Source organism: Myxococcus sp. CA056 (genome assembly GCF_013336715.1).
In the GTDB taxonomy this organism is placed as follows: Bacteria; Myxococcota; Myxococcia; order Myxococcales; family Myxococcaceae; genus Myxococcus; species Myxococcus llanfairpwllgwyngyllgogerychwyrndrobwllllantysiliogogogochensis.
In genome coordinates, this window is record NZ_JABUMT010000003.1 from 273,571 (window position 1) to 289,486 (window position 15,916).

Annotated in this window: 12 protein-coding genes; 4 read left to right on the top strand and 8 right to left on the bottom strand. The window is 68.4% G+C overall.

What is annotated here, in order from left to right:
- Positions 1 to 60: 60 nt before the first annotated feature.
- Both HUA76_RS15685 and HUA76_RS15690 read left to right on the top strand, forming a co-directional pair.
- Positions 61 to 2,409, top strand: a complete 2,349-nt coding sequence (locus HUA76_RS15685) for a DUF3857 domain-containing protein (protein ID WP_174461330.1) — start codon at positions 61 to 63, stop codon at positions 2,407 to 2,409.
- 336 nt (positions 2,410 to 2,745) lie between these two features.
- Complete coding sequence (locus tag HUA76_RS15690; protein ID WP_174453390.1) at positions 2,746 to 4,395, top strand: LVIVD repeat-containing protein; 1,650 nt, start codon at positions 2,746 to 2,748, stop codon at positions 4,393 to 4,395.
- On the opposite strand, the gene HUA76_RS15695 is transcribed toward HUA76_RS15690, so the two are convergent.
- Both HUA76_RS15695 and HUA76_RS46075 read right to left on the bottom strand, forming a co-directional pair.
- Positions 4,382 to 4,789: a hypothetical protein gene (locus tag HUA76_RS15695; protein ID WP_174461331.1), complete on the bottom strand. Its 408-nt coding sequence runs from the start codon at positions 4,787 to 4,789 to the stop codon at positions 4,382 to 4,384. The genes HUA76_RS15690 and HUA76_RS15695 overlap by 14 nt on opposite strands.
- Before the next feature lie 176 nt (positions 4,790 to 4,965).
- Complete coding sequence (locus HUA76_RS46075) at positions 4,966 to 5,097, bottom strand: hypothetical protein (RefSeq protein WP_256434472.1); 132 nt, start codon at positions 5,095 to 5,097, stop codon at positions 4,966 to 4,968.
- Positions 5,098 to 5,304: 207 nt separating this feature from the next.
- Here HUA76_RS46075 and HUA76_RS15700 point away from each other — a divergent pair, with 207 nt between their 5' ends.
- On the top strand, positions 5,305 to 6,561 hold the full coding sequence (locus HUA76_RS15700) for a hypothetical protein (protein WP_174461332.1): 1,257 nt from the start codon (positions 5,305 to 5,307) through the stop codon (positions 6,559 to 6,561).
- A gap of 120 nt (positions 6,562 to 6,681) precedes the next feature.
- Here the strand turns inward: HUA76_RS15700 and HUA76_RS15705 are convergent, their stop codons facing one another.
- The 6 genes from HUA76_RS15705 to HUA76_RS15730 all read right to left on the bottom strand — a co-directional run bounded on the left by HUA76_RS15705 (position 6,682) and on the right by HUA76_RS15730 (position 14,744).
- The gene (locus tag HUA76_RS15705) at positions 6,682 to 6,918 is read right to left on the bottom strand and encodes a hypothetical protein (RefSeq protein WP_174461333.1); all 237 of its coding nucleotides are present in this window, start codon (positions 6,916 to 6,918) and stop codon (positions 6,682 to 6,684) included.
- A 139-nt stretch (positions 6,919 to 7,057) separates the two neighbouring features.
- The gene (locus HUA76_RS15710) at positions 7,058 to 7,561 is read right to left on the bottom strand and encodes a hypothetical protein (protein ID WP_174461334.1); all 504 of its coding nucleotides are present in this window, start codon (positions 7,559 to 7,561) and stop codon (positions 7,058 to 7,060) included.
- 311 nt (positions 7,562 to 7,872) lie between these two features.
- Complete coding sequence (locus HUA76_RS15715) at positions 7,873 to 9,120, bottom strand: hypothetical protein (RefSeq protein ID WP_174475564.1); 1,248 nt, start codon at positions 9,118 to 9,120, stop codon at positions 7,873 to 7,875.
- A gap of 145 nt (positions 9,121 to 9,265) precedes the next feature.
- On the bottom strand, positions 9,266 to 11,623 hold the full coding sequence (locus HUA76_RS15720; protein WP_174461336.1) for a hypothetical protein: 2,358 nt from the start codon (positions 11,621 to 11,623) through the stop codon (positions 9,266 to 9,268).
- Between the two features lie 194 nt (positions 11,624 to 11,817).
- Positions 11,818 to 13,791, bottom strand: a complete 1,974-nt coding sequence (locus HUA76_RS15725) for a TonB family protein (protein ID WP_174461337.1) — start codon at positions 13,789 to 13,791, stop codon at positions 11,818 to 11,820.
- A 224-nt stretch (positions 13,792 to 14,015) separates the two neighbouring features.
- A complete protein-coding gene (locus HUA76_RS15730; RefSeq protein WP_174453381.1) occupies positions 14,016 to 14,744 on the bottom strand; it encodes a PaxA in 729 nt (242 codons plus the stop codon).
- A gap of 177 nt (positions 14,745 to 14,921) precedes the next feature.
- Here HUA76_RS15730 and HUA76_RS15735 point away from each other — a divergent pair, with 177 nt between their 5' ends.
- Entirely contained in the window at positions 14,922 to 15,890 is a 969-nt protein-coding gene (locus tag HUA76_RS15735; protein ID WP_174453380.1) for a hypothetical protein, read from the top strand.
- Positions 15,891 to 15,916 lie beyond the last annotated feature (26 nt).

The window sequence follows — 15,916 nt, forward strand, 5'->3', positions numbered from 1 at the left end:
GACTCCCGCCCGGAGTCCTTGCGAGCCCATGGGGCATGCCTCCATTCTCGCCCTCCTCGCATGCGCTCCGTTCATCTCCTCGCGCCCCTCACCGCCCTGCTGCTCGGCCTCACCCTCCCCTCCAGCGCGGCCCCCAAGGACACAGAGCGTTCCTTCCGGGTCCAATCTCCCGCGGCCTGGGTGCGCCCGGTCGCGCTGGAGACGAGGGACTCGCGGCCCCTGGGCGAAACCGGGGGCGTTCACTACGCGCTCGCCGATCTCCAGGTGCGCGCGGAGCGCCCGAGAGTGGAGCGTTATGCCCACTACGCGCGACGCGTCCTCACCGAGGGCGGCATCGAGGAAGCCGCCGAAATCAACGTGACGTTCGACCCATCCTTCGAGCGTCTCACCCTGCACGGCGTCTGGTTGCACCGCGGCGGGCAACGCAAGGATGTGCTGGAGCCCCAGGCCGTGAAGGTCATCCAGCAGGAGCGCGAGCTGGAGCAGCGGCTCTACAACGGCACCCTCTCCGCGCTCATCTTCGTGCGCGACGTGCGCGTGGGTGACGTCATCGAGTACGACTTCACCGTCGAGGGCGACAACCCTGTCTTCGACGGCCGCTTCCTCGCCTCCGTGGAAACGCGCTACGGCACGCCCCTGGGCCACTGGCGCTACCGGTTGCTATGGCCCTCCGCGCGCGGGCTGCATGTGAAGCAACACGGCACGGACGTGTCTCCCTCCGTGAAGGAGGCGGGCGGTGTGCGCGAGTACGTCTGGGAGCAGCACGACGTGCCGGCGCTCAGCATCGATGACTCGCTCCCCTCCTGGTACCAGCCCTGGCCCTGGCTGCAGCTCAGCGAGTTCGATAGCTGGGCCGCGGTGGCGCGTTGGGCCGTGCCCCTCTACCAGGCGCCCCCGAGGTTGCCCCCGACGCTCCAGGAAGAGGTGAAGCGACTGCGCGCGGCGCACGCTTCCCCCTCCGCGCGCCTGCTCGGGGCGCTGCGCTTCGTGCAGGACGAGGTGCGCTACCTGGGGATGGAGCTGGGTCCCAACTCGCACCGCCCCCATGCTCCGGAGGAAGTGCTCGCGCGGCGCTTTGGTGACTGCAAGGACAAGACACTGCTGCTCGTCACGCTGCTGCGAGCGCTCGGCATCGAGGCCCGGCCGGCGCTCGTCCACTCCGCCTGGAAGCAGAAGGTGGAGTCGATGCATCCGTCTCCCGTCGTGTTCGACCACGTCATCGTCCAGGCGCGCCTGGAGGGGCACGACTATTGGCTGGACCCCACGGCCTCACACGAGCGCGGTCCGTTGGAGTCCTTCGAGCCGCCGCCGTTCCGCCGCGCCCTGCCTATTGACGAGGCCACCACGGGACTGGTGGAGATTCCGGAGCCGCTCAGGCTGGAGCCCATGATGGAACGGGAGGAGTCCTACACGGAGAGCGCCGACGGCCAACCCGTGACCCTCACCGTGACGACGCACTGGAAGGGTCCGAGTGCCAATCAAATGCGCCGAAACCTCTCCACCGCGTCACTGAAGGACGTGGAGCGTGAGTACCTCAACTTCCATGCGCGCGATGACCCGACGATTCGCGCCACCGCGCCGCTCTCCGTGCAGGACGACCCGGAGCGCAACGTCATCACCCTGGTGGAGCGCTACGTCATCGAGTCCTTCTGGTTGGAGCAGCAGCGCGAATTCACCGCATCCACCATCACCCGCTACCTCACCCGACCGCGCATCGGCCAGCGCACCATGCCCCTGGCCATCATGCACCCGGTGAATGTGCTGCAACGCATCCGCTTCGAGTCGCTCCATCCCATGCGCATCAGGCACCAACGGGACACCGTCCAAGGACCCGCCAGCGCACTCGACTACCGGTTCTGGACGGAGGACAGCGACAACGTGCTCTTCCTCGAGTACCGCTACCACAGCCTCGCGGACGCGGTGGAGCCCGCCCGGTTCATGGCGCACCTGGAAGCCCTGAAGCGGATGGAGACCCACGCCGGCTACCAGGTGACGCTCGGCACGACTCACGGCAACCAAGGCCGAGGCCAGTCCGGGTTCACCTGGTTCGGCGTGGCCATGGGGCTGGGGGGCCTCGCGCTGGGCGGGCTCCTCATGTTCATGGGTGACGGGCCGCGCGCGTTCCTCCGGGACGTGCGGGCGCGAAAGCGCAAGCGGGCGTTCTCGCGCAAATTCGCCTCTGTCGAAGGGGACAGCCCCGCTCAGGCCATGTCGCTCGCCACCGTGGGCGAGCTGCACGCGCGGCTGTCCGGAGTGCGCTGCGCGTGCGGCGTGGCCGGTGCCGGGGCACCGAAGCTGGAGGAGGTCGTCCTCGGAGAGCAGCACCTCGTCCTGGCGAAGTGGACATGCTCCGGCTGTGGCACCGGACGCCATGCCTACTTCACGGTGCGCGAGGAGCGCGCGGCCTGAGTCCCTACGGGCCGACGCGCACCTGCGCGGGTGTCCTCCCGGGATAGGAGGCCGTTCCCGCCAGCCTCCGTGAGTCCGTGCTCCGGAGGGCGGGACGGTTGCGATGCAAATCAGCGACCAGGGTGTCCGGAAACCCGGGATTGGACGGCCACCAGTCCTGAGTTCCCCTCGTGGAGCAAGGACCCGCACGCCCCGGAAGTACGACGACCTGAGCCCCCCGTTGGCAGGCACACTCCACACGCCACATGGAGTCCCCCCTACCTCCGAGGTCCCTCCTTGACACGCTCCCTTCGTACCCTAGGGCTCATTCTTTCGACCTTGTGTCTCTCGCCGCTGATGGGTTGCGACGAGGACCCACCCTCCCCATCCACCCCCGACGCGGGCCGGGACGCGGGCAGCGATGCAGGCCCCAATGAGACCCCGGACGCTGGACCGGACGCGGGCCCCAATGAGAACCCCGACGCGGGACCGGATGCGGGCGTGGATGCCGGTCCCTATGTCTGGGATGGCACCTACGTACCGCTCGAGGAGCATGGGGACGTCGAGGACAAGGGCATCCTGGCCGACTGCAAGTTCGACCCCCGGAACGTCTCTCCCACCATCTGCAACGAACTCGACCGCGCCGACCTTTTCGACCTGTCCCAGTGTGAGACGCAGTCGCTCGGCGCGCTGGCCCAGGAGGGTATCTACCAGGTCGAGCTCCGGGGAGAGCGCGCGCTGCCGGATGGCGGCACCCGCATCGTCCCTTCCTCGACGGGGTTCCTGCTTCGCGACGACGGCGGCACCAGCACTCTGTATGACCAGCCCATTCTCAAGCTCGACATGGAGGGAGACCGCTTTGTGCTGCAGGGCCAGGTGCCGCGAACCGGCACCGTCATGAACCTGACGGGCTGCGAGACGAAGGCCCCCAACATCCTCACCGGCTGCTTCGCATCTTGCCGCCGAGGCCAGTTCACCCAGGGCGGCACCTTCGAGGCCCACCGCGTCGTCAAACAGGAGGCCGAGCCCGAGTCCTCGGGCGGGCTCGCGCTGTTGTCCGAGCACCGCGTCTCCACGGGCCTGGCCGTGGACATCTACGTCACCAAGGGGCACGCCTACGTCGTCTCCATGCCCCACCAGGACCAATTGGGTGGACTCACCGTTTTCGACGTGAGCAACCCGCGCAACCCCGTGCGCACCGCATCCATCAGCCTGCCTGGGGACAACTTCTGGAATGGCGTGTGGGCCAAGGACAACGCGCTCTACGTCGCGAGCAATGACTCGGGCGTCGTCGTCTATGACATCTCCCAGCCCGCCGAGCCCCTCTTCGTGCGCAGCCTGTCCACGGGCGGAGACGGAGGCGCGCACACGGTGCTCGTCGACGGCAACTTCCTCTACGCCATGGTCCCCATCTCTGGCACCTTCATCTACGACCTCACCCACCCACTTGACCCGGTGCTGCGCACCGTCATCCCAGGGGGTCCCCACGACTCCTTCGTCTACGAGGGGCGCCTGTACATCAGCGACTCCAGCGACGGCTATGCCCTCTTCGACCTCGCCAACCTCGACGACATCCGCGAGGTGGGCCGCTACATCATTCCCAATGGCTTCTCCCACCACAACGCGGTAGGCACCTTCGGGGGGAAGACCATCGCCTTCGAGGGCGGTGAGTTCAATGCCTCTCACGTGCGCGCGCTCGACGTCACCGACCCGGCGAACATCGTGAAGATTGGCACCTTCAAGATGCGACGTGTCACCTCCATGCACAACCTCATCCTGCGCGGCAACCTGCTCTACGTCGCGTGGTACCAGGAGGGCTTGCGCGTGCTGGACGTCTCCAACCCCACCCAGCTTCGCCAGGTGGCACACCACCACGTCTTCCGCGAGACGGACCCGCTCCGGGGTGACAGCCTCTTCGAGGGCCTCTTCGGCGTGCGCGTCCCGGGCGACGGCTACGTCTACACCGCCGAATCCTCCCGAGGGCTCATGATCTTCAACGAGCTGTGAGCTTCCTCGGCGCTTCGTAGGAATGAGGCATCCCCAGGTGAGGTCGGCGCCTGGGGATGCACGCATCCCCCTTCACTGGCCGTTCGCCTTCCTCGAGGTTCTCCACCTTGAGGAGCGGCTCGACGATCTCCACGACGCCGGGCGCCATGCTGACGTGCGTACCCATCCGGTCATGCATGCGCGCGAGAACGCGATACCGGCCCAACGGCACGTCGGCGGTCCGCCAGTCGAAGACCGTCAGCGCCGTGGCCGCCGCGGTGCCGAGCACGAGCGGAATCTGATCCGAAGTCGTCTCCGGATCGCCATCCGCGTCGGCGAGCAGGTCCACCGTGGCCGCCCCCGCGACGGTCGACACCCACTCGATGGACACCGGCACGTCGGGAGCGAGGGTCAAGCGCTCAGCGGGACGGACAACCGTGATGTGTCCGACGGCGTCGCCGCCAGGAGGGCGGGCATATTCCTGAGAGCCACAGCCCACGCTCATTGCAGTCACAAGGCCGAGCCGCGAGAGGTGAAGGCGCGTGGGCATGCCGGCACGCTAACACCCGGTGCGCGAGGTCAGCCCACGACTCAGGGCAGGTTGTCCGCGATGACCGCCCGGAGCGGCGTCTCGTGGAATCCCAGGGTGCGAACTCGCTCACCGCGTATGTCCTGCTTGGAGTCCACCTTCGGTGACCTGTCTCGCATCACGATGACCTTCACGCGAGCGTTCGGTCTCTCCACGCATCTGCCGGATGCACGCGCCTGGATTTGGATGACGACCTGACGACTTCGCCCGGAAATTCAAGAAAAAGCCGTAATACGACTTCAAGTCCTCCGCATGAAGTGATGGAGTGCCAGTCCGCAGGGCCCGGCATGTGTCCGCCGTGACTGGCCGGGAATCACTCGATGTCATGGGGGGCGAACGTCATGCGCCAGCAAGCGATTCTTCGTGTCGTGGTGGGGAGTGCCTCGCTGTGTCTGGGAGGCTGGAGTGAAGCAGCGTGGGCCGGTGGGCCCGCGCAAGGCCCCGTGGGAGTGCTCGCGGAGCCCGCCAGTGGCGCCGCGCGTCCCCGGACGCTGGATGACGCGCTGCTCGAGGTGGAGCGCGAGGTGCCGGGCTTCGGCGGCATGTATCACGATGAGAAGGGGCGGCTCGTGGTGCGCCTGGTGAATGCCACCGCGGCGCCGGCCGCGCGCCGTGCCATCGCCTCCGTGTTCGGCGCGGAGAGGATTCCCCAGGCGGGCGTCGTCACACAGCCCGCCACGCGGACGTTCTCCCAGCTCAAGGCCCTGCAGGAGCGGCTCACGCCGGACGTCCTCGCGCTGCCGGGCACCGTCTTCACGGACGTGGACGAGAAGTCGAACCGGGTGGCCATTGGCGTCGAGAAGGCCGAGGCGCGGGCCATCGTCGAGCGGGCCATCGCGCGCCTGGCGGTGGCTCGGGACGCGGTGGACATCGTCGAGTGGGGGCCCATCAACCCCACCAACGTGCAGAGCGGATGGACACCGGTGGGGGGCGGACTGCAGATAGAGACGCCGGGCAAGTACTGCACGCTCGGCTTCCCCGCGCTCCAGGGCGGAACACTGGGCTTCGTGAGCAACTCGCACTGCACCCAGGTCCAGGGCGGGGTGGAGTCAACGCCCGCGTACCAGGCGGTGGCGCCGTGGCTGGTGGGGACGGAGACGACGGACCCCGGCTACGCCAGCGGAGGAAGCTGCCCGGCGGGGCGCATCTGCCGCTCGAGTGACAGCGCCTTCTTCCGCGGGGAAGCGGCCATCGCCACCTACGTCGTGCAGACGCCGGGCGCGTTCGACCTGAACATCTCCGCCTGGCCGGAAGTGACGGGGAAGGTGCTGTACCCCTCCCAGGGACAGACGGTGTTCAAGACGGGCCGCACCACGGGCACCACCAGCGGCACCATCCAGTGGGCGTGCGCCACGGTGAACTCGGGAGGTACGCCACACACGTTCTACTGCAACTATATCGCGACCAGCGCCACGCAGAACGGCGCCGGCGGTGACAGTGGCTCCCCCGTGTACTTCCTCAACGGCAACGGGGTGACGCTGACGGGCCTGATGTGGGGCGCGGGCGCCAGCCCGTGGAACTTCGGCTTCTCGCCCCTGGGCGGCGTGCAGGCCGAGCTGGGCGTCGTCCCGTACTGCCAGGGCGGCGTGGGCTGCTGAGCGGCTCACGCGCCCGGGAAACGACCTGGGAGGAAGAGGGCCCACTCCACTTCCCCCCTGAAGAGGCCGCTCTTCGGGGGGGAAGGAAACCGCCGCGTGGGACACCGCGGGCCAGACTCCTCAACAGGGAAAGCAGTACACCACCCGGGAGTACGACGTCCGGACGCCCGAGAGGTACCACCGCCCGCTGCATGACAGGGTCCCGTTGCCCACCATCTCCGAATAGGTGTCATCCGCGAAGTAGTCCCACTCACAACTCTGAGCCGGAGCCGCCTCGGCCTTCGGGGCATATGCGGACGTTCCGAAGCCCACGAACGCGGGAACCGCAAGCACAACGCCCAAGAGCAGCCTTTTCATTGAATGCCTCCAAGGGGAAGAACCGCGACCTCGAACCCAGCTTGCCTTGGATTGCAATGGATGCGAATGAGTCATGGCGGACCGCGCCCCCGGGCGAGCGGCACGGCCCACGCATGGCACAAGAACGGAAAGACTCGCGCTACTCGCCGATGATGTCCGAGCCCAGGCTCACGCCGTCACTGTACACCGTGGCCTGGAAGGGATTGCCGGCGCCGCTCATGTCGAAAGCCATCACAACGGACGCGGCTTCCCCGAGCTGAGCCAGCCACGCATCCACCGCTTCCGGATCCCTGAACGCGTACGTGCCCGCCTCGGTCTGAACCACTTCGAACGGGTCCGCGCCCAGAAGTTCGCCGCGCGAGCCGAGCACCGCCACGTTCATGATAGGACTCGTGAGCGTCGGAGCCGCCCCATCAATGCCGACGAGGGCCATCTCCAGGCCCGAGGCGCCTCCAGCAACGGCGCCCGCCCTGAGGGACTTCTTCTTGATGGTCACCGTGACTGTCGCCGTGCCCTCGAACTTCCCAGTGCTCGGATTGTACGTCATGGTCGTCGAGCCCGAGACAGTCGTCTCGCACGCCGGCAACAGGGCCAGCGCGAGGACCATCGGGACAATGCTCAGGATTCTCATCAACTTCGTCATGGCTGACACTCCAGATCGAGAGGAATGCGCTGCCATCCCTCCCCGGAACAGTCCAGGCAAGGCGGCAGGCCCGCGATACTCCATCAATACGACACACCACCCCGACCGCCCCCCCTTCGGGGACGCCATGGCGAATCAAAGGCAATCACCCACCACATCAGGATGGCGACGACAAAGTACGATCCGAATCGTACATTGTCAAATGAGGGCGCTCGCGGGCCCGCGCGCGGCGGCCACGGCGACAGAGAATCCTCGGCCGGGGACCCTCCAGCGACGAGGGCCACCCCGGACGAAGGCTGTCACCACGGACGTCAGCAGTCCCGGGCGTAGTCCTGCTCGAACACCAGGACGCCGCGCGACTCCGGGAAGTAGATGACATACAGCTCCCAGATCATGCAGGCGTCCGGCCACATCTCCCGGCTGTAGTGCCAGCCCGTCACCTGCACCGCCTCGGAGCCGTTGCTGTACTCCTGGCCCAGGGCCGGATGCAGGGAAGACAGCCTGGAGAGCAGCCGCGACTGCGCGAACTGCGCGTAGGTCGTATTCGCCAGGCGCGCGCCGAACAGCGCATTGCTCTGCTCCGTCAGGGAAACGGCCTCGGCGACCTTGTCCAGGCTCGCGGGAGTCGAGTGGCTCCAGGGGAAGGAGTAGCCACGCAGTTCGCCGTAGCACGCGGAGGAGGTGCCACAGGCCGCGTTGGCCGCCGACAGCTTGGACTGCAGGCCCGTGCTCACCGGCCGTGAGCCCAGCGACACGGAATACAGCCCATAGGCGACCGTGTAGTCGGACACGCAGACCGGCCACATCCGCTGCGTCCACGTGGCCTCGCCGCCCGCGCACCAGACGGGTTTGGAGGAGGCCGACGGAGCACATGCGCCCTCGTAGAGCGCGTGCGCGTCATCCGCGCCGAAGCACAGGGCGAAGGCCTCGTTGACGGGCAGGCCCTCCGCGTCCCAGTGGGCCATGCAGTCCTCGACGCGGGGACCCACCCGGGACTGGTCACACGTGGCGTAGACGGACGGGTCCACCGGCTCGCAGTTGCCGCTGAGACAGTCGAGCTGGAGGCGGAAACGCTTGCCCGCGCCCTCACCGCTGCTGACCACGACGAGATACTCGCCGCCCTGGGCGAAGGTGACGGAGGCCACCTTGCTGAGCTGGCCATAACCCGCGTCATCGTCCTGGGCCCGCACGGTGGTGCCGTAGCTGCCGCTGGCATCCCTGGGGCCGTAAACGAAGAGCCCCGTGTCCAGGGACATGCTGCTGCCCAGGTGCGTCACCTCCAGCTTCGCGCTCGAGCCGGCCGCGACGTTGATGGCGAAGGAGTAGTACTGGAGGGGCGTGGTGAAGGACGTCTGCACCGCGCCGGGGAGCGCCACGCTGCCCAGGAACGTGGTGCTGTCCAGGACGTTGCCACTCGACGGCGTGGGCGGAGGGAAGAGCACCCCCTGCTCCACGGTGTCGACGGCGGGCGGCGCCTCACCCGCGGGCAGGTCGGAGGAACCACAGGCGGCCAGCAGAAAGACAGACACCCACCGGAGCGACTTGAGGGAACGGAGCATTGGCGATGGCCTCGTGGAACGGGGAATGGCACACCCCTGTTCGCCGCCGCCGCCCTGCCCTCCCAGGTGAGCCGCGCGGAGCATAGGCACGCGCGGCTCGGCCACCCCAGGACCTCACACGTCTGTCACCTGATGCACCGGCGCGTCAGGGGGCGGGCTGCAGCGCTTTGCGTTCCTTGGCGCAGACCTGAATCAGCTCGAGCATGCTCATGCTGGCGCCGCCGATGTCGAACTTCTGCTCCTTGAAGTCGGGGTATCGGTTCTCCAGGATTCGCCCCTCCGCGATGCAGTCATTGAGCTGCGAGAGCGCCTCGTTCTTGCGTCCCTTGGAGAGCAGCGACTTCGCCGAGTCGTAGGCCTTCCTCTGGCCATCCTGGAACCGAAGCTCCACGTCCGCCCTCTTCTGGGGCGCCTGCAGCGCCTCCGCCTTCTGGGCGCACTGAGCCATCACCTCCTGGGGCTGGGTGGGAGTGCCGCCCACGAGCACGTCGACCGTGGCGAGGCTGGCGTTCTCCTTCACCATCCTGGCCCCCTCGTCCTGGCAGGCCGTGAGCTTCTCCAGCGCGCTCGCGTACAGCTCCTTCTTCTTGCGCAGGTCCGTGGAGGACGCGGCCGCTTCCGACGCCTTGCTGGCGACGCCCAGGGCCTCACCCGTCAACCGACGCAGCGCCCGCGCCTGCTTCGCGAACTCGAGGGCCTCGACCAGCTTCAGCCACTCGGCGCGAGCCCGCTCCGCGGACGCCGCGTAGCCCGCGTCCTGCCGCTCCAACGCCGCGTTCGCCTCGAACATCTGCATGACCTCATCCACGCTCTTCGAGGCGGTCTCCACGTCGCCGTCGGTCGATGAGATGCCCTTCGCGGCTTCGAGCTTCTCCTTCGTCGTGGTCAGCCGGGAAGCAAGCTGGACGCGAGCATCCGCCGCGGCCAGGACGATCTTCCGCCGGTTGATGCGCTCGCCCAGGTCCGCCATGCGCTCCTTGGTCTCCTTCGCGTACAGCGCGTAGTCGCGGTCCTTCTTGACGAACGGGGCACCCACCTCCAGCACCGCGCCAATCTGCTTGACCGCGTTCTCCGCCTCCTGGAGCTGCGCCGGCGACGGCGTCTCCTTCTGAATCTGGATGACCAGCGCCGCCGCGTTCTTCCGCGCCTCGTCGACCTTCACGCGCTGCTGCTGCAGGTCGACCTCGTACCGGCGCCGCTCCATCGTCGCCCGCCCATCCCTGAGCAACTGGCGCGCGTCGGCGGCGGCTGGGCTGATGGCGGGGTTCTTCACGTGGACCGTCTCCAGCGTCTTCTCCAGGACGACCAGCGCCGTCTTCGCCTCCTCGAACTGCTCGGCGGTCGCGGCCCGCTTCTCGATGTTGCGCAGGGCCTGCATGACTTCGGCGCGAGCCGCATCGAGGGTGCGGACCTGGAGCACCACCTCCACCTCGACGAGCGTGTTCTTCACCTCGGCGAGGTACTGACCGATGGCCTGACTCCTCGCCGCCTGAGGCTCGTACTTGTCCACCAGCTTCCGGCCGACGAACGCCGCCGTCTTGGCCTCGGCGAGCTGCTCGGGCGTGGGCCGCTTCACCCGGAGCGCCTTGGCGGACGCGCGGAGCTCTTCATGGGCGGGCTCCAGCTCCACCTTCACCCGCGAGACACCCGCCTGCACCACGGACTCATCCATCTGGCGCCGGGCCTGGGTGACCTCGGCGCGTGCCTTGTCCGCGTCCGCGCGGTACGCCTTGTCTTGCACCTCGAGCGGCTTGCCCTCCTCGAGCTGCTTCTGCAGCGCGGCCGTCGCCTTGTCGGCGGCCGTGAACTTCTCGTCCGACCAGGCCTTTCCCAGGTCGGCGAGCGCGCTCGCCAGTGACTTGCGGCTCGCATCCAGGAGGCCGCGCTGTTTCTGAGCCGACAGTTGCAGCCACCGCTCATCGAGCGTCTTCCTGTGACGGGCGACGGTCGCTTCGACGTCGGTGAGGTACGAGGAGAACTTCGGGTCCTGGCTCTTCAGGGGCCGGCCCTCCTCCGTCAGCTTCTCGAGCGCGTCCACCGCGGCACGCGCCTCGTCCATCGCCTTGGAGCCCGGGTCGCCCTGACCGAGCTTCGACATGCGCTCGTTCAGGGGCGCGAGCGCGCTGTCGATGCGCCGGCGGTAATCGTGGATGTGGACCTTCGCCCGCCGCTCATCGACGTACTCGCGGTCGGTCCGGAGCTGCTTCCGCGCGGCGAGGACGCTCTTGGCGTATTCGAGGTCTTCCGTCTCGAAGCTCGCTCCCGCATTGAGCGCCTCTTTCAGCGCTTCCACCGCCGCGAGGGCGGCGTCGAGGTCGGCGCCACGCGGCGGCTCCTGCTCGATACGCTGAACGGCCGCCGTCAGGGCCGAGCGCGCATTCTCCAAACGCTTCGAGGCGTCCTCGATGGACTTCGCGGCGCCAGCGGCAGGAGGCGCGGCCGGGGCATCGGTGGAGGCGAAGACAAGGAACCCGATAAGCATCAGCACTGAAGTACGTACCATTCAGGGAAACCTACTACAGCGAGGCGGTAGGAGCCTCGGCATAGTGTCCGCGTCCCCCGCCTGGAGATGCGGTCAGGCTGCATCAAGGTGGCCCAGATGAAGCGCCAACTCGCCTGGGCGCACGCGGGGCGAAAAGGCACCTCCCAGCATCTCCGTGGAGAGAGGGGCCCGCGCGGGTCCCCTTCGCGCGGGCGTCAGGGCCGCAGACGGAAAGGCACCTTCACCACGCGGTAGACGGCGACAGGCCGACCCTCGAGCAACGCGGGCTGGTAGCGCCAGGTGCTCACCGCGCGCATCGCGGCGGACACGAAGGGCTCTTCACCTCGCATCACGGAGACGTCGCGCACCTCGCCGCGCTCCGTGACGACCAGCTTGAGGACGACCAGTCCCTCGCGCCCCGCGGCACGCGCATGTTGGGGGAACTCCGGCTGGAGGTTGCCCGCACGTTCCACGGGGGGCTTCGCGTTCTCCGGCAGTTGGATGGGCCCCGTGGGAGCCGAAACCTGGAGCGTGCCTTCGGCCACCGCGCCTGGCTGCTCCGCCATGGGCTTCGCGGCCCCGGGGACATCCAGGGGCATGGGCGCGCTCAGGGACGCTCCCGACATCCACTCGGAGCTCCCCGAGCCCTCCGCGCTGGCAGAGGACGTACCCGGAGACGACGAGCGTCCTCCGCGCTCACGCTGCAGCCGCTGACTCAAGAGCACCTCACCCGAGCCCCCCGCGAGCACGCGGTCCGAGCGATACCCCTCCCGCACGAACGTCACCTCCGCGGTGGCCATGCCGCCCGCGTCGGGTGGCACCTCCAACACGAACGGCGTGGTGCCCCGCTCCACTCCCTTCCAGAAGACACGCGCCCCCTCCGGCTGACTGGAGATGTGGAAGCGCACGGGGCGAGGCGCAACTGGCGCCGTCACGGAGGGTGGCGCCTGCCGCACCGATTCGGAAGGCGAGGACACCGCGACCAACGGCGGCGACTCCACGGGCGCTCGCGGACGGCGGGCCCCGAGCAGATAGGCGCCAGCTCCGCAGACGAGCAACACGCCCAGGCCCGCTCCCATCCTGAGCGCCCTTCGGCGGAAGCCCGGACGCGGAGAGTCCGGACTGAGCACGGAGGACTCGTCCAGGATGATGTCCAGGACCAGGGTGCCCTGAACACCGCTCGTGGTGGACCGCATCGATGGCGCGAGGGACATGCCGACAGGCCCGGTCACCGCCTCTCCAGGGCCGGTATCCAGCGAGATGGCCGTGCCCGGACCCGCCGCTCCGCGCAATGCCTCCAGGAGCGCCTCCATCGACTCGTAGCGGTGCGCGGGCTGTTTCTCCAGACAGCGGCGCACGACAGTCTCCACGGACGCGGGAATGGCCACGTCCGGGCGCACCGCATGGAAGCGCGGTGGGACCTCCTTGTGGTGCGCGAAGATGAGCTCCAGCGGGTCCTGCATCAGGAAGGGCGGCCGCCCCATGAGCATCTGGTACAGCACCACCCCGAGCGCGTAGACGTCGCTGCGCGCGTCCGCCAGGTTGCGCGCCTGCTCCGGGGCCATGTACGTGGGCGAGCCCAGGAAGGTTCCCACCTGGGTGATGTCCGGCACCGACAGGTGGCTGGCACCCTCCACGACGAAGGGCTTCACCAGTCCGAAGTCGAGCACCTTCACGTGGTCGCGCTCCGCGCTCCCCTCCTCCGCCAACAGCATCACATTGGCGGGCTTCAGGTCGCGGTGCACCACTCCCAGACGGTGTGCCTCGCGCAGGGACCGACACACCTGCTGGGCGATGTCCACCGCGCGCGGCCAGGGCAGCGGCCCGGCGGTGAGGTGCTCCGCCAGCGTGCGCCCCTCCAGGTACTCCATGGCGATGTAGAAGGTCCCGTCATCCGTCTTCCCGTAGTCGATGAGGGTGACGGTGTTCGGGTGGCGAAGCTTCGCCGTGACGCTGGCCTCCAGGAAGAAGCGCCGCTGGAACTCCGGGTCGTTCGCGAAGGGGAACGTGGGGCTCAGCACCTTGAGCGCCACCATCCGTTCGAGCGGGAGCTGGAGGGCGCGATACACCCGGCCCATTCCCCCGGCCCCCAGCGGCGCCAGCACCCGGAAGCGCTCGTGGAGCACCTGGCCGAGGAGTGGGTCCACCGGCGAAAGAGGCGAAGTCGAGGGGTGCGATTCGGTCTGCATGGCGATCACCTGAGCAGGAACCGTCGCATGCACCCGTCACGGCGGCGTGCCGTGCACATCACGTCATGGCCAACACCCCGTCACGGCCCTCCGGACGGTGAGCGGACCGGCACCGACGTCCATCGGCTCACGACGCGGCCTACGCGCTGAAGCGCTGAAGCCGCCCCGAACACCACCTCCAGCGCCGCGAGGCTTCGCGCGGCGGGCTGGAGGCGGGAGCGCGCCTACTGGATGGTGATAGGGATGTTGTAGAGGAAGCACACCGGGACCTTCTGGGGCTTGTACTCCCAGCCCGCCTTGAGTCCCTGGATGATGTCCTCGTCCGCGCCAGGCACGGACTTCACCGGCGTCACTTCGTACACGCTGCCGCTGGTGGAGACGCACACCTTGTAGATGCCCTGCAGCGTCTGACCGCGGTGGGACTGCTTGAACACCTCCGACAGGCGCGGCGACGTCTGGCGCACCACGTCACGCTGGATGACGAAGGGCGGCACGTTCTTGGGCTTCACCGGCTCGGCGGGGCCCGTTCCACCCACCACCCCGCCCACGACGCCTCCCACCACTCCTCCGACAACCCCACCCGCTACCCCGCCGGCCACACCTCCCTCGACACCGCCCTCTTCGGGGGGCGCCTCGGGCTCCGGCTCCGCGGGCTCCGGCTCGACGGGCGCCTCCACGGGGACGGGTTTGACCTCCACGGGCGTGCGGAGCTCCGTCCGGGGCTTCTTCTCCACCTGACGGGGCGTCGTCCTGCTCGGCGCCGGTGGGGGCGGCGGAGGCGGCGGAGGCGGGGCCTTGACGAGGTTGAGCACCACCTCGATGGGCTGCTCCGCCTCGAGGGCGATGGGCTTCACCAGCAACATCAGCACCGCCACGATGCCGACGTGCACGGCAATCGAGAAGGCGGCAAAGCCGAGGATGCGCGAGGGAGGGTCGGTCTGCTGCGCGAACATGCCGGGGCAGGGCATACCACAAGCTGGGGAAGAGTCCTCGGGATGTAATCGTGCTGCGCCAGCAGAACGGGGGTCTGTCACGAGGACGCCACTCAACTGATACCTGAGGACGTGAGACTCGTGCTAGAGGGCCGCCACCTCGTCCCATCCCCAGAGGTTTTTTCCGTGCAGACAAAAATGAAGTGCGTACTCGGGCTCGCGGCAGCCCTGAGTGCGGTGGCGTGTGGTGAGTCGAACGAGGAGGTCGGTGACAAGTATCAGGGAGTCATCGACGCCACGAACCTCGACTCCAAGTTCAGGCCCACCAGCGGCATCTACCGGCCGGCGGCGGCCCGGGTGAGGGGCACCAACGTGCCCTTCTACAACCTGGGACAGGTCGCGACCGAGCGCAAGGATGACCGCGGCGTGCTCACCAACTCGGGCGTCCCCGTGGACGAGACCGGGCGTCCGTTCCTGCCCGCGAGCAGGGTGGTCGCCACCTCGTACGACTTCGCGGACGGCTGCAAGACGGGCAAGGCGGACTTTGACTTCCGCCTCGACAGCTACCCGGAGACGGTGCAGTGGCCCCTCTTCGCGGCGCTACCGCTGACCGTCACCGGCAACACCACGCCCCCCGTTCTGCCCCTGATGAAGGTGGCGCGCTGGACGGGCACGGGCGCCGAGCAGTGCAACTCCATCAAGGACGTGGCCTCGCTCACCAAGGGTGCCTTCGGTGGCGCCGCCGAGGAAGAGACGACGCTCGCCCTGCGCGCCATCATCGATGTGTCCGCGCAGCTCAACCCCCTGCGCACGGGCTCCGAGTTCACCGCCCAGGGCGGCTGGTACCGCGGCCTGCAGCTGGCCTACCTGGACGGCGGTCCCGTGCAGGTGGATGAGACCGGCAACGTGCGGGTGATGGACGGCGTCCTGGTGAGCCCGCCGACGGGCGCGCCCACCACGGAGACGCCCGTGTACCTGTTCTCGGCCCTCCCCGGCGAGGAAGGCTGGTCGCCAGTGGTGCGCCTGCGCACCTTCACCGCGACCGCGGCGAAGCCCGCCTCCAGCTACACCGGCCTGTGCGTCGACACCTGCGCGGAGACCGAGCTCAACCTCTCCACCGTCACCCGGTACGCCGGCGTGCTCTTCGTCGTGGGGAGCACCCTGTGAGCGCCACCCTTTCTTCCCAGAGCCCT

Excerpts from the sequence above, each read along its gene's own strand:
- HUA76_RS15720 (WP_174461336.1), bottom strand. The coding sequence starts at position 11,623 with ATGGTACGTACTTCAGTGCTGATGCTTATCGGGTTCCTTGTCTTCGCC.
- HUA76_RS15725 (WP_174461337.1), bottom strand. The coding sequence starts at position 13,791 with ATGCAGACCGAATCGCACCCCTCGACTTCGCCTCTTTCGCCGGTGGAC.
- HUA76_RS15685 (WP_174461330.1), top strand. The coding sequence starts at position 61 with ATGCGCTCCGTTCATCTCCTCGCGCCCCTCACCGCCCTGCTGCTCGGC.
- HUA76_RS15710 (WP_174461334.1), bottom strand. The coding sequence starts at position 7,561 with ATGACGAAGTTGATGAGAATCCTGAGCATTGTCCCGATGGTCCTCGCG.
- HUA76_RS15715 (WP_174475564.1), bottom strand. The coding sequence starts at position 9,120 with ATGCTCCGTTCCCTCAAGTCGCTCCGGTGGGTGTCTGTCTTTCTGCTG.
- HUA76_RS15735 (WP_174453380.1), top strand. The coding sequence starts at position 14,922 with ATGAAGTGCGTACTCGGGCTCGCGGCAGCCCTGAGTGCGGTGGCGTGT.
- HUA76_RS15705 (WP_174461333.1), bottom strand. The coding sequence starts at position 6,918 with ATGAAAAGGCTGCTCTTGGGCGTTGTGCTTGCGGTTCCCGCGTTCGTG.
- HUA76_RS15690 (WP_174453390.1), top strand. The coding sequence starts at position 2,746 with ATGGGTTGCGACGAGGACCCACCCTCCCCATCCACCCCCGACGCGGGC.
- HUA76_RS15730 (WP_174453381.1), bottom strand. The coding sequence starts at position 14,744 with ATGTTCGCGCAGCAGACCGACCCTCCCTCGCGCATCCTCGGCTTTGCC.
- HUA76_RS15700 (WP_174461332.1), top strand. The coding sequence starts at position 5,305 with ATGCGCCAGCAAGCGATTCTTCGTGTCGTGGTGGGGAGTGCCTCGCTG.